Origin of the sequence: Streptomyces sp. NPDC020845 (assembly GCF_044334165.1) — a bacterium.
Lineage (GTDB): Bacteria > Actinomycetota > Actinomycetes > Streptomycetales > Streptomycetaceae > Streptomyces.
Genome location: NZ_JBIRSJ010000011.1, coordinates 144,983 through 158,587, shown reverse-complemented (window position 1 = coordinate 158,587; position 13,605 = coordinate 144,983). Strand labels below are relative to the sequence as shown.

General features: G+C 71.3%; 9 protein-coding genes. 4 read left to right on the top strand and 5 right to left on the bottom strand.

All coding sequences use genetic code 11. The annotated features are described in order from the left end of the window. Positions 1-166: 166 nt before the first annotated feature. Together metG and ACH4U7_RS29260 are read right to left on the bottom strand one after the other, a co-directional pair. A complete protein-coding gene (gene metG / locus ACH4U7_RS29265) occupies positions 167-1,936 on the bottom strand; it encodes a methionine--tRNA ligase (RefSeq protein WP_398530811.1) in 1,770 nt (589 codons plus the stop codon). A gap of 226 nt (positions 1,937-2,162) precedes the next feature. Continuing rightward, a complete protein-coding gene (locus tag ACH4U7_RS29260; protein WP_398530810.1) occupies positions 2,163-4,277 on the bottom strand; it encodes a VWA domain-containing protein in 2,115 nt (704 codons plus the stop codon). Positions 4,278-4,539: 262 nt separating this feature from the next. On the opposite strand from ACH4U7_RS29260, the gene ACH4U7_RS29255 reads away from it, so the two are divergent. Next, a complete protein-coding gene (locus ACH4U7_RS29255) occupies positions 4,540-6,612 on the top strand; it encodes a PhoX family protein (protein WP_398530809.1) in 2,073 nt (690 codons plus the stop codon). Positions 6,613-7,060: 448 nt separating this feature from the next. Beyond that, the gene (locus ACH4U7_RS29250; RefSeq protein ID WP_398530808.1) at positions 7,061-8,119 is read left to right on the top strand and encodes a LysR family transcriptional regulator; all 1,059 of its coding nucleotides are present in this window, start codon (positions 7,061-7,063) and stop codon (positions 8,117-8,119) included. 11 nt (positions 8,120-8,130) lie between these two features. On the opposite strand, the gene ACH4U7_RS29245 is transcribed toward ACH4U7_RS29250, so the two are convergent. Continuing rightward, positions 8,131-9,186: an endonuclease/exonuclease/phosphatase family protein gene (locus ACH4U7_RS29245; RefSeq protein ID WP_398530807.1), complete on the bottom strand. Its 1,056-nt coding sequence runs from the start codon at positions 9,184-9,186 to the stop codon at positions 8,131-8,133. Between the two features lie 188 nt (positions 9,187-9,374). Between ACH4U7_RS29245 and ACH4U7_RS29240 the strand changes: the two genes are divergently transcribed. Further along, positions 9,375-10,040 carry a 3,4-dihydroxy-2-butanone-4-phosphate synthase gene (locus tag ACH4U7_RS29240; protein ID WP_398530806.1) on the top strand — a complete coding sequence of 222 codons (666 nt, stop codon included), beginning with the start codon at positions 9,375-9,377 and terminating at the stop codon, positions 10,038-10,040. A 121-nt stretch (positions 10,041-10,161) separates the two neighbouring features. Here ACH4U7_RS29240 and ACH4U7_RS29235 read toward each other — a convergent pair whose 3' ends face one another. After that, positions 10,162-11,700 (bottom strand): ATP-dependent DNA ligase, encoded by a 1,539-nt coding sequence (locus tag ACH4U7_RS29235; RefSeq protein WP_398530805.1) that lies wholly within the window; start codon positions 11,698-11,700, stop codon positions 10,162-10,164. A gap of 193 nt (positions 11,701-11,893) precedes the next feature. Between ACH4U7_RS29235 and ACH4U7_RS29230 the strand changes: the two genes are divergently transcribed. Next, positions 11,894-13,078: a PP2C family protein-serine/threonine phosphatase gene (locus ACH4U7_RS29230; protein ID WP_398530804.1), complete on the top strand. Its 1,185-nt coding sequence runs from the start codon at positions 11,894-11,896 to the stop codon at positions 13,076-13,078. Here the strand turns inward: ACH4U7_RS29230 and ACH4U7_RS29225 are convergent. Continuing rightward, entirely contained in the window at positions 13,065-13,568 is a 504-nt protein-coding gene (locus ACH4U7_RS29225; protein ID WP_398530803.1) for a hypothetical protein, read from the bottom strand. The two genes, ACH4U7_RS29230 and ACH4U7_RS29225, sit on opposite strands and share 14 nt — an antisense overlap. Between the last annotated feature and the right edge of the window lie 37 nt (positions 13,569-13,605).

Sequence of the window (13,605 nt, the reverse complement as noted above, 5' to 3'; positions counted from 1 at the left end):
CGCTCCTCGACTTCCCTAAGGATGGACTCCACAGGTTGGTCGAACGCGTTAAACGAACGGTTGTCGAGCGATCAACGGCGCGAAGGGGTGGCGGGCCCGGCCCGCCACCCCTTCACGTCTCAGGTCGCTCGTCGCTACTCGACTCGCTACCCGTCGTTACGCGTCGTTATCCGACGGGTTTGCCCTCGCTCTCCACCCCGGTCGGCGCCCCGCCGCCCGCCTGCTCCGGCGCACCGCCGAAGCGCACCCGGTAGGACTCCAGGTCCTCCTCGGTGATCTTGGCGAAGAGCACCGGCGGCACGGTGAAGGCCGTACCGGCCGGGACGGAGGCCAGCGCCTTGGCCTCCTCCTGGCCCACCCACGGCGCCGTGTCGTCCGCCAGCGCGAACGCCGACCGCATGGCCCGCGCGGAGGCCGGGATGAACGGCTCGGAGACGACCGCGTACAGGTGGATCAGGTTCATCGCCGTACGGAGCGTGAGGGCCGCGCCCTCCTGATCGGTCTTGATCTCCAGCCAGGGCGCCTTCTCCTCCAGGTAGGAGTTGCCCGCGCTCCACAGGGCGCGCAGCGCGGCCGCGGCCTTGCGGAACTGGAGCGCGTCCATGTGCTCCTCGTACTCCGCGAGCAGCCGCGCGATCTCCTCCCCGAGGCGCGCCTCGGCCTCCCCCGCGGCCTTCCCGGCCGGGACCTCGTCGCCGAACCGCTTACGGGAGAACGACAGCACCCGGTTGACGAAGTTGCCGAGGGTGTCCGCCAGGTCCTTGTTGACCGTGGCGGCGAAGTGCTCCCAGGTGAAGGACGTGTCGTCCGACTCCGGCGCGTTCGCCATCAGGAAGTAGCGCCAGTAGTCGGCGGGCAGCAGCTCCAGCGCGGCGTCGGTGAACACCCCGCGCTTCTGGGACGTCGAGAACTTGCCACCGTAGTACGTCAGCCAGTTGAACGCCTTGACGTAGTCGACCTTCTTCCACGCGTCCCGGGTGCCCAGCAGCGTCGCCGGGAACATCACGGTGTGGAACGGGACGTTGTCCTTGGCCATGAACTCGGTGTAGCGGACCGGCTGGTCGACGTCGTACCACCACGACTTCCAGTCGCGGTTCGCCGGGTCCAGGTCCGACCACTCCTTCGTCGCGCCGATGTACTCGATCGGAGCGTCGAACCATACGTAGAAGACCTTGCCCTCGGCCGCGAGATCCGGCCAGGTGTCGGCCGGCACCGGCACGCCCCAGTCCAGATCACGGGTGATCGCCCGGTCCTGCAGCCCCTCGTTGAGCCACTTGCGGGCGATCGACGACGCGAGCGTCGGCCAGTCCTTGCCGTGCTCGTCCACCCACGCCGCGACCTCCCCCGCCAGCTTCGACTGGAGCAGGAACAGGTGCTTGGTCTCCCGCACCTCCAGATCGCTGCTGCCGCTGATCGCCGAGCGCGGATTGATCAGATCCGTCGGGTCCAGCACGCGGGTGCAGTTCTCGCACTGGTCTCCGCGCGCCTTGTCGTACCCGCAGTGCGGGCAGGTGCCCTCGATATAGCGGTCGGGGAGGAAACGGCCGTCGGCGTTGGAGTACACCTGGCGGATCGAACGCTCCTCGATGAAGCCGTTCGCCTTCAGCTCGCGCGCGATGGTCTGGGTGATCTCCACGTTCTGCGCGGAGGAGCTGCGGCCGAAGTAGTCGAACGCCAGGCTGAAGCCGTCGTAGACCGCCTTCTGCGCGTCGTGCTGCTGCGCGCAGAACTCGGCCACCGGCAGACCCGCCTCCTTGGCGGCCAGCTCGGCGGGGGTGCCGTGCTCGTCGGTGGCGCAGATGTACAGCACGTCATGGCCGCGCTGGCGCATATAGCGGGCGTAGACGTCGGCCGGGAGCATGGACCCCACCATGTTGCCCAGGTGCTTGATCCCGTTGATGTAGGGAAGGGCGCTGGTGATGAGGTGTCGAGCCATCGCGGGCTGCTCCCGGGTCGATGCAGTGGGTGACATGTCGCTCTGCGAGCGCTCTGTGAGCTGTGTGAGCCCTGTGAGCTCTGTGCCGAGCTGCTCTGCGAGCCGTCATTATCGTATCTGAGCGGTGAGGGCCACCTGCGCGGCGATTTTCGTGCCGCGCGGGTGGCCCTCACGTAGTCGATGCGTATCCCGGGCGGGTTCTCCTGATCCTGCCCCGGGGGTCGGCTCAGCTCAGCACACCGGCCTCACGCGCCTCCCGCAGCCACTCCGGGAACTCCACCATCAGCTGCCCGTACAGCTCCGCGTTCGACAGCGCGCGCGGGTCCTGGCCCGCGTGGAAGAACCCCGCGTTGTCCACCACCCGCTTGTCCGGCACCGCCAGCTCATCCAGCTTGCGCAGGAAGTCGAACCCCTTCGCCTCCGGGTCCCCGAACCCGATGAACTGCCAGAAGATCGGCAGCCGCGCCGCCTCGCACAGCGCCTTCTCGGCGGCGGCCTTGCTGGTGGGCGCGCCATCCGTCTGGAAGATCACGAACGCGGGGTCGGTGGCGCCGGACGCCTGGTAGTGGTCGATGACCGCCTTGATCGCGTGGTGGTAGTTGGTACGGCCCATGTGGCCGAGCGAGGAGTGCAGCTCCTCGATCCGGCCGCTGTAGTTCGCCAGGTCGACGTCCGCGGTGCCGTCGATGTCCGTGGAGAAGAACACGACCGGGACGGTGCCGTCGTCGTCCAGGTTCGCGGAGAGGGCGAGGGCCTGCTCGGCGAGGTGCTGGACGGTGCCGTCCTTGTAGTAGCTCCGCATCGACCCCGACCGGTCCAGCACGAGATAAACGGCGGCCCGCCGCCCCACGAGCCCCTTCTGCGCCAGCGCCTCGGCGGCGCTCTTGTACAGGCTGACGAGCCCGGGCGCGCGGGCCTCCACGTCGCTGAGGGGGATGGCGGAGTCTCCTTCGTCGGTGGCCTTGGCGTTCGCGTTGGCCGCCTTCTCGCCGGCGGCTGCCTGCTCCGGCTCCGTTTCGGCTGCGGCCGTCGTGTCGGCCCCGGCCGGGGTGTCGCTCTCGGCCTTCGGCGCGGGGCTGTCGGCGACCTCGACCGTGACCTCGGTCGTGTCCTTGTCCGCTACGGGCTCGGCGTCGGCCGTCGGCGCGCTGTCGTCGGCGGCGGCCTCGGCCGTCTCGTCCTTGGCCGGCTCGGCGGGCTTGGCCGCGTCGTCCGCTTCCGCCTCGGCCGGGGTGTCGCTCTCGGCCTTCGGCGCGCTGTCGTCGGCGGGAATGGCCTCGTCGGCTACGGGCTCGGCTGCCTGCTCGCCCTCCGCTTCGGCGGCGGGCGCGGCGTTCGCTTCGGCGGCGGCCGTCGGCTCGGCCGGAGCGTCGGCATCGCTGGTGACGGGCTCGGCGTCTGCCGCGGGCTCGGTCGTGTCGGCTGCTGCGGACGCGGTTGCGGCCTGGGCCGGGGCGTCCGTCGCGTCGGCCTCGGCCTTCGGCTCGGCGGTCGGCGCGCTGTCGTCGGCGGGAGTGGCTTCGGCGTCGGTCGCGGCCTTGTCGGCTACGGGCTCGGCTGCCTGCTCGCCCTCCGCTTCGGCCGCAGCGTCGGCGTCGCCGATGGTGGCCTCGGTCTTCGGTTCGGCGGTGGTGGCCTCGGCCGTCTCGTCCGTGGCTGATTCGGCGGGCTTGGCCGCGGCTTCCGCTTCTGCCTCGGCCGTCTGCTCGTCAGGGGCTTCCTGCTTCGCGTCCGCTACGGGCTTGGCTGCGGCTGCCTGCTCGCTGTCAGTCGCGGCGGGCGTGGCGTCCGGAGTGTCGGCGTCGTCGGTGCTGACCTTGGTGTCGGCGGCCGGCTCGTCCTCGGCGGCCTCGGCCGTGGCCGGCTTCGGCTCGTCCGTGTCCGCTGCCGCGGCGGTGGGTTCCGCCTTGAGGGGCTCAGTCGGGGATTCCGCTTCTGGCTTCGTCTCAGCCGACTTCGCGGGCTGGTCCTTCTCTCCTGCCTCCGACGCGGGTACCGCGTCGGAGGTGTCAGAAGACTCCAGGATCTCGTCCAGCGTCTTGAGCGGTTCGGTCAGCGAGGGGTGGTGGGCAGCTGCCTCCTCGTCGTCCGTCTTTTCCCCGCGCGCGGGGGACGCGGCCGCGGGCTTGGCCGCGGGCTTGGCCGCGGGCTTGGCGGCGGGCTTGGCGGCAGGCTCAGAAGCGGGCGCCGGCTCAGACGCAGCCTCAGGCGCCGACTCAGGCGCGGGGGCGGGCTGCTCCTGGGGGTCCGGGACAACTGCCGCCTCCGGCGCAGCCGAAGCGTCGACCCGCGGCGTGCGGGAGCGTCCGAAAACTTTGCGCAGTAGGTCCCGTATGGCCATGGGAGATACCTCATCACGTGTCGAGTCCGGGGCATGGCGGTACATGTCCGTGGTGCGGAAAGGCTAGCGGGCCGATCAGCAGTACTCAGCTGCCGATTCCGGTTACCCGCCGTTCACTCCCGATTCAGACGACGGTCGCCGGTCCGCGGTTCTACGCCCATAGCTTCGCCCCGGATGGGGTCCCGACACCGTGTCGGCGCGGGTTGCGCGCTGGACGGTCCTACGCGAAATCCATGCGTGCAATCCGTACGGAGGGTAAGACGTGCGCAAGCTCCTGCCGCTCATCAACTCGCACCCGGGCGGTCGTTCCGCCCTGACATGCCGGTACCGCTGTGGTGACGCCTGTTTTCACGAGGTGCCCAACACCAGCGACAACGCCTACATCGGTGACGTCATAGCCGGTGCGCTGTCGCGCCGTTCGGTGCTGCGCGCCGGCGCGGTGGTTTCGGTCGCGGCCGCGGCCGGGGTGACCGCGGTGGGGCGGGCGCCGGAGGCCGCGGCGGCGGAGGGGGCCGCCGCGGCCGCCGCCGACAAGGGGGCGGGCAAGGCCGCCCGCGGCCTGCGCTTTTCGCCGGTCGCGCCGAACACCACCGATGCCGTCGTGGTCGCCGAGGGCCACGACCAGAACGTGGTGATCCGCTGGGGCGACCCGATTCTGCGCGGGGCGCCCGCGTTCGACCCGGCCAACCAGTCGGCGAAGGCGCAGGCGGGCCAGTTCGGGTACAACAACGACTACATGGCCGTGCTGGACATCCCGCAGGAGCGCGACCGCCAGCTGCTCGTGGTCAACCACGAGTACACCGACGAGGTGCTGATGTTCGCCGGGTACGACGCGGCGAACCCGACCCGTGAGCAGGCCGAGATCGCCTGGGCCGCGCACGGCCTGTCCGTGGTGGCGGCGCAGGAGGACCGCAAGCTGGGCAAGCTGACGGCCGTGTCGCGCCACCGCCTGAACCGCCGGATCACCGCGACCACGCCGTTCGAGGTGACGGGCCCGGCCGCGGGCAGCAAGCTGCTGCGGACGTCGGCCGACCCGACGGGCAAGCGGGTCCTGGGCACGCTGAACAACTGCGGTGGCGGCATCACCCCGTGGGGCACGGTCCTGTCGGGCGAGGAGAACTTCAACCAGTACTTCGCCAACGCCGGTTCGGTGACCGACCCGACCACCGCCGCGCGCCTCAAGCGCTACGGCCTGGCGGGCGCGGCCACCGAGCGCAAGTGGGAGCGTTTCGACAAGCGCTTCGACGTGGCGCAGGAGCCGAACGAGACCAACCGCTTCGGCTGGGTCATCGAGATCGACCCGTACGACCCGGAGTCGACCCCGCGCAAGCTCACCGCGCTGGGCCGGTTCAAGCACGAGGCCGCCGAGCCCCGGCTGACCGACGACGGCCGTCCGGTCCTCTACATGGGCGACGACGAGAAGTTCGACTACTTCTACAAGTTCGTCTCGTCCAAGCGGATGATGAAGGGCACCAGCCGGGCCGCTCGTGAGCACAACCGCACGCTGCTGGACGAGGGCACGCTGTACGTCGCCAAGTTCACCGGCGACAGCCCGGCGGCCGAGATCGACGGCACCGGAAAGCTGCCGAAGGACGGCGAGTTCGACGGCTCGGGCGAGTGGATTCCGCTGGCGAGCGGCACGACCTCGTATGTCGAGGGGATGACGGCCGAGGAGGTCTACGTCTTCACGCGGCTGGCCGCCGACAAGGTGGGCGCGACGAAGATGGACCGCCCGGAGGACGTCGAGCCCAGCCCGCGTACGGGCAAGGTGTACGTCGCGCTCACCAACAACAGCGACCGCGGCAAGGCGGGCAAGGCCCCGGCCGACGAGGCGAACCCGCGCAACAGCAACAAGCACGGCCAGATCCTGGAGCTGACCGAGCGCTGGAGCGACCCGGCGGCCCGTCGCTTCAGCTGGAAGCTGTTCCTGGTGTGCGGCGACCCGGCGGACCCGAGCACGTACTTCGGCGGTTTCCCGAAGGACCAGGTGTCCCCGATCTCCTGCCCGGACAACGTCACCTTCGACGCGTACGGCAATCTGTGGATCTCCACCGACGGCAACGCGCTGGGCAGCCACGACGGGCTGTTCGGGGTGGCGACGTCCGGCAGCAGGCGCGGTGAGGTCAAGCAGTTCCTGACCGTTCCGACGGGCGCCGAGACGTGCGGGCCGATCGTGCAGGACCGGCGGGTGCTGGTGGCGGTGCAGCACCCGGGTGAGCTCGACGGCGCGAGCGTGGAGAAGCCCGCGTCCACCTGGCCCGACGGGCCGGGCAAGCTGACCCGTCCGTCCGTGATCAGCGTGTGGCGGCGCGACGGCGGGAACATCGGCGTCTGAGTCGGCAGAGACGTTGGCGGAGGCGTTCTGAGGCGTCCGACCGGCCCACAAATTCTTCGGAATTAGACTGCGGCGGAATTGTCCCTGCGGCCAATTCAGCTGACACACAGATCAGTTGTTGTCTGTGTCGGTCAGCTGTTGTTCGGATGGAAAACCCCGTCCGGAAGGGCCTCGCGGGATAATTCCGCCGCTCGCCGTTGTGGTGCCTGTGGTGTTGGCAGTGCCCGCGTTGCCTGCGGGTGAACAGCGCTCGTACCGGTAAATCCGCGCTTATCCGAAATGAGCCCCGGATGACTTGAGCCCCGTGATCAAGCATCCCGGGGCTAAACTCGTGAGTCCATAAATCGGGCAGAGTTGGGAAGCGAGAGGATTCATGGCCACACCCGGGCCGCTCGGACCACCGACGGCCAACGGGCGAAGCAGACTGCTGCAGAGCCCACTCGCCCTCATGGACACCACGATGGACCAACTACGCACCTTGATCGTGGTCCATGAGACCGGTACCGCGCTGGGCGCCGCACGGGTGCTGGGCCGGGAACAGTCGAGCGTGCAGAAGCAGCTGGACACGATGAACCGCAACTTCCGTGACCTGTGCGGCGAACCGCTCGTCCTCAAGCAGGGGCGCGGCAAGGACGTGTTGTTCACCGGCACCGGCGAGGCCCTGGTCGAATTGGCGCGCGGCACGCTGGGCGACTGGCTGGAGGGCATCCACGAATCCCGTCGCCGGCTCGGCAAAACCCTGATGGTGGGCACCACGCGCTTCACCCTCGGCTATCTCGCGGGGGCCGGTGAGCGGGTGGCCGAGGAGTTCGAGCGGCGGGGCATCGAGCTCAAGGTCGGGCATGTCCGCACCCGGGACGTGCTGGGCAAGCTGCGGGCCAAGGACGTGGACCTGGTCTGCGGCTCCGTGGTGACCAGCCCGCAGGGGAACGGCGTCGACAACGAGCTGGACGCGTTCGATGTGATGGAGTGGCGCCGCAGCGGGGTGTCGCTGCTGACGAATCTGCCGCATTCCCGGCTGCCCGGCCCGACCGTCACGAGCAGCGAGCTGCGTACGCTGCCGCTCGTCGTGTCGGCCAGCGGGCTGATGGCGGGGGTGCTGCACACCTGGTTCGGCGCCGACTACCGCAACAAGCTGCATATCGCGGCCGAGATCGACACCGTCACCTACGGCTTCGAGCTGCTGCGCTCGGGCCTGTTGCGGGGCTGCATGCTGGTCACCAAGGGCGTCGCCGAGGCGGCCGGCGACCCGCGGGTCGCGTACGGGCGCGGGATGCGGGCCGTCGAGCTGGTCAACGACACCGGGCCGCGGCTCGAGGTGCTGCTCGGCGCCTTCACCCGCCGCGGGGAGCGCGCCCACTACGAAGCGAGCCATCCGCTCAATCTGCTGTGGGACGCGCTGGCGCTGGAGAACGAGCAGTGGCGGCGGGAGCAGCGCTGGCCGACGGAGGGTCTGGAGCCCGACCCCTTCGAGCTGGCCAACTCCTACAACCCCAGCGAGAGCTGAACGGCAAGCGTTCAGTACAGCTCGAGGTCGACCAGCAGCGCCCGGTGGTCGGTGTGCGGCAGATCCAGGAAGCGGGCGGCTCGGGGGCGCAGCGCGTCGCTGACCAGGACGTGGTCGATCTGGGCGCCAAGCGCCGGGGTCGTCAGAGTCGGCCAGCTGGGCATGCGGGACATGCCGACCGCCCGCGCGCTGTCCCGCATTCCGGTGTCGAGGAGGGAGCGGAAGGCGGCGTGGTCCTGGGTGGCGTTGAAGTCCCCGGCGATCAGGGTGGGGTCGTCGCCCCGGTCGGCGGCGTACGCGCGCAGCCGCCCCAACTCGGTGCGCCAGACGTCCAGCTGCCCCGGCATCGGCGGCATCGGATGGGCCACCTGTACATGGAGCCGCCGCCCGGCGACCTGTACGACGGCCCGGGGCATGGCCAGCTTGCCGGAGATCCCGGCCTCGGGGGTGAGCGGGTAGGTGCTGAGGATCGCCGAGCCGTGGGCCGCGTCGCCGGGGACCGTGACGATCTTCCGGTACGGGTAGGCCGCGCGCAGGGCGGCCGAGTCGAGCGCCGCGCCGCAGCGGGTGTCGCACTCCTGGACCGAGACGAGGTCGGGTTTCTCCTGCCGTACCGCGTCGACCAGCCCCTTCGTCGCCCCGCCGAACTCCAGGTTGGCGGTCAGCACGCGCAGCTGCGCCACCACCGGGCCGCGCGGCCGGGGCGCGGGGCCGCCGGGGTCGTACGGCTGCATGAACCAGCCGGTCACCGAGGCCGCGGCCAGCGCCCACGCACACCCCAGCGGCCAGCGCGCCGCCACCGCGAGCACCAGGCCGAGCAGCGCGGGGACCAGCAGCCAGGGCAGAAAGGCCAGCAGTTGGGGCACGGGCGTGATCCCGTCGCTGTCCGCCGCCCGGCAGCCCAGCACCACGCTGACCACGGTCAGCGGCAGCGCCGCGCACCACGCGGCCACCTGCCGGGCCCGTCCGCGCGGGGGCCGGGCGAAGCGGCGTACGGGCCGTATCAAGCGGCGCAGGGGGTGTACGGGCTCGGCGGCTCGGTCCTCCCCGACGGTCGTCGTCTGCACGCGTGCCTTTCCCTCTTTTCAGGGCTCGGTCCCCCAGCCACCCCCGGGCGGGGGAGCCCTCATTGTCCCGTGAGCCTCCCCTGGAGCGCGGTCACCCTGGGGCGAAGGTCACTGATGGTGCCAAGACCCTTACTTTGTGAGCATTGACACGTCGTCAGGTCCGCTGGCATGTGCCAAAATTCCTCCCCATGGCAGTGGTTGAGCAGACGGTCGCGCCCGAGCGCCTTCTGGCGGTCGAACAGGCGATCGACGCGTTCGCCGAGGGCGGCTTCGTCATCGTCTACGACGAGCTGGCCAAGGAGCATCGCGGCGTTCTGCTGCTCGCCGCCGAGCACTCGCACGAGGGCGCGCTCAAGCAGCTGCTTGACCACACCTCCGGCATGGTCTGCGTGGCCCTGCCGGACGGGCACGCCGACCGGCTGCGGCTGCGGCGGCTGACGGTGGACGAGGAGCACACCACGACGCTGCTCAGCGCCGCCTTCACCGTCCCCGTCGACCTGCTGGGGCCCACCACGACCACGGGCCTGTCCGCCGCGGACCGCTCGCGCACCGTCCAGGCGCTCGCCGATCCGCAGACCACCCCCGACCAGCTGGGGCGCCCGGGGCATGTCTTCCCGGTGTGCGCGATGCCGGACGGGGTGCTGGAGCGGGAGGGCCATGCCGAGGCGGCCGTCGACCTGTCGCGGCTGGCGGGGCTCTCCGGGGTGACCGCGGTCGGCGCGGTCGTCACGGCGGACTGGGAGCTGGCGGGCCACGAGGATCTGAGCCGGCTCGCGGCCAGCAGGCTGCTGCCGCTGATATCGGTGGCCGACCTGGTGGCGTACCGGCTGGCCCGTAAGGCCCTGGGGCGATAGCGGGGCCGAGACCGGCTCCTCCGTACGGCCCTCACGACGCGGTGGTGACCGGCTCCGTACGGCCCTCACGACGCGGTGGTGACCGGCTCCGTACGGGCCCGCGTCCGGCTCCGTACGGTCCTCACGCGCCGCGCAGCGCCAGCACCGTCTCGACCGTGTCCGCCTCCTCCGCCGGCTTGTCCTCGCGGTAGCGCAGCACCCGCGCGAAGCGCAGCGTCACCCCCTCCGGATAGCGGGAGGACCGCTGGAGCGAGTCGAAGGCGACCTCCACGACCAGTTCGGGCCGCACCCGCACCACCCATCCGTCGTCGCTGACGGCCAGCCGCAGCAGCGCCTCCGTCTGCCAGCCGAGCTGCTTGTCGGTGAGGCCCTTGAAGGTCTTGCCGAGCATGGCGTAGGTGCCGTCCGGGCGCCGGGCGCCCAGGTGGAGGTTGGACAGCTTGCCGGTGCGGCGGCCGTGGCCCCATTCGGCCGCCAGTACGACCAGGTCGAGCGTGTGGACCGGTTTGACCTTGAGCCAGCACGCGCCGCGCCGGCCCGCGCTGTACGGGGCGTCGAGGGACTTGGCCATGACGCCCTCGTGCCCGCGGGCCAGCACATCGGCGGCGAACTCGCGCGCCGCCCGCCGGGTCGCCTCGTCCCGCGGATCCTCGGCCACCAGCCTGCGGACCCGCCGGGGGGCGGGTGCCACCCGGGCCAGTTCGGCGTGGCGGTCGCGGGCGGGCAGGTCGAGCAGGTCCCGGTCGTCCACGGCCAGCAGATCGAAGAAGACGGGGTACAGCGGCAGCGAGGCGCTGGCCCCGGCCACGTCGAGCCGTGCGCCGACCCGGCCGGAGATCTCCTGGAACGGCCGGGGTCTGCCGTCGGCGTCGAGGGCGATCACCTCGCCGTCGAGGACCGCCCGCTCCACCGCCAGCTCACGGGCGGCCGCGACCACCTCCGGCAGGCGGTCGGTGATCTCGTCGAGGGTGCGGGTGTAGACGCGTACGGTCTCCTTGTCCCGGTGCACCTGCACCCGGATGCCGTCCAGCTTCTCCTCGACCGCGCAGGGGCCGAGCCGGTCCAGGGCCTCGTCCAGGTCCCGTGCGCTGTGGGCGAGCATCGGCAGCACCGGCCGCCCCACCTCGAGACCGAATTCGGACAGCGCCGGCGGCCCGCTCTCCAGTAGTGCCTGGGCGACCGCGCCCAGTGAGCCGCCGAGCATCACCGCGCGGCGCACCTCGGCGGGGGGCGCGCCGACCGCGGCCGAAAGACCCTCGACGGCGAGCGCGTCCAGCGCGCCCTGGCGCAGCTCCCCGCCGATCAGCCCGAGCAGAAAGGCCTGCTCGTCCTCGGTGGCGGCGGACATCAGCCCGGAGACCAGCCGCTTGCGTTCGGTGGTGGCGCCGGTGCCGGAGACGGCGGCGACCCGGTCCAGGGCCTGGTGGACGTCGAGCACTCCGAGATGGGGCCCGGCGGCCGGTTCGGGGCGTACCCGCAGCCCGGCCCAGCCCACCCCGATGCGGCGTTGCGGCAGCCTGCCCGCGAGGTAGGTGATCACCACGGGCGCCTCGGCGGGCTCCACGCGGCTGAGCAGCCGGGCCAGGGCCGCGATCTTCTCCGAGCGGGCGGAGGTGGCCGCGACCTCGCGGGAGGTACGGGCGACTTCGGCCAGCAGCATGGCTTCAGCCTCGCCCTTTCCGCCCGGCCGCGCACCCCGGCCGCGTGCGGTGGCCGCGATACCGCCATAGGTTGGGCTTGAGCACGCGGTTCACCCCGCGGGTGCGGCGCGGCAGGGCACGAGCGAGGAGCGGGCCACGGGACGGCAGATCGACTACGAAGCGCTTTTCGAGGCCACTCCGAGTCCGAATCTGGTGGTGGGTCCCGATCTGGTGATCGTCGCGGTCAATCAGGCGTATCTGAAAGCCACCCGGACCAGGCGCGAGGATCTGCTCGGCCGCCATATCTTCGATGCCTTCCCCGACAACCCGGAGGATCCGAACGCCACCGGGACCCGAAATCTGGACGCCTCCCTGAGGCGGGTCCTGGCGACGGGCGAGCGGGACAGCATGGCGCTGCAGAAGTACGACATCCCCGTCCCCAGCGGCGAGGGCGTGAAGCGGGGCGAGGGGCGGTTCGAGGAGCGGTACTGGAGCCCGGTCAACACCCCGGTCCTCGGCCCGGACGGCTCGGTCCAGCTGATCATCCACCGGGTGGAGGACGTGACGGACTTCGTCCTGGGGCGGGCGCAGGTGCCGTTCACGCGCACCGCGGAGATGGACGCCGACCTCCGCACCCGCGCGCAGGAGCTGCAGGAGCTGAACGAGCGGCTGCGGGCGGCGCACGCCCAGGAGCGGACGACGGCGCTGGCCCTGCAGCAGGCCATGCTGCCCGCGCTGGTCCCCGGGCTGCATCGGCACGTGGCCGTCCGCTACCGGCCCGCCGTCGGCTCGCTCAACGTGTGCGGCGACTGGTACGAGGTGTTCGAACTGGCCGACGGCCGGATCGCGGCGGCGGTGGGCGATGTGGTGGGCCAGGGGCTGGAGGCCGCCTGTGTGATGGGGCAGCTGCGCAGCGCGCTGAGCGCGGCCAGCAGGGCGGTCGGCGGGCCCGCCCGGGCACTGGAGGTGCTCGGCCGGTACGCGCGCTCCATCGAGGGCGCGCTGGCCGCGACCGCCGTGCAGGTGGTCATCGACCGGTCCGCGCGGAGTATCGTCTACAGCTGCGCCGGCCATCCGCCGCCGCTGCTGCGGGCCGACCGAGATGTCGTACTGCTCGACCAGGCCACAGACCCGCCGCTGGGTGTCCGCTCGGAGCATGTGGACCGGCCCGAGGCCACTCTCCCGTACACGCCGGGCAGCACCCTGGTGCTGTACACCGACGGGCTCATCGAGCGGCGCGGCGAGGACATCGACGTCGGGCTCGGCCGGCTCGCCGACAGTCTGTCCCGGCACGGGGGGCTGGAGCCCGAGGAACTGGCCGACGCGCTCCTCGTCGACCTCGGCGTCACGGGCGGGGCCGTCGCGGACGATACGGCGCTGGTGGTCATCGGCTTGTGACCGGCGGGCCCTGTCCCTGCTGCCCCTGCTGGCCCTGTTGCATGCTTGCCGCTCGCTGCGCCCGTTCCGCCATGCCGGGCCCGGTGCACAGCGCCCAGATGACGAGGGCGTCCAGGATCAGCAGCGCCACGGCCCAGACCGGGTAGTAGGGCAGCCACAGGAAGTTGGCGATCAGGCTGAGACCCGCCAGCACCACACCGACCACCCGTGCCCACATGGCGCCGGTGAACAGGGCCGCACCGGCCACCACGGCGAGGGCGCCGACGATGGCGTGGACCCATCCCCACCCGGTGAGGTCGAACGCGAAGGCGTAGTGGCGCGTGACCACGAACACCTGGTCGTTGCGGATGGCCGAGATCCCCTGGCTGAGGGCCAGGAGCCCCGCGAAGATCATCATGACGGCCGCGAAGACGATCCATCCGCTCTCCGCTGCCCGGTGGTGCGCACTTGGCGCGGCTTGCGGCTGAACTCCACCGACGTGACTGGCCATTGCGGGCTCCTTCGTCCCTGCCGACACCACCGCCGAA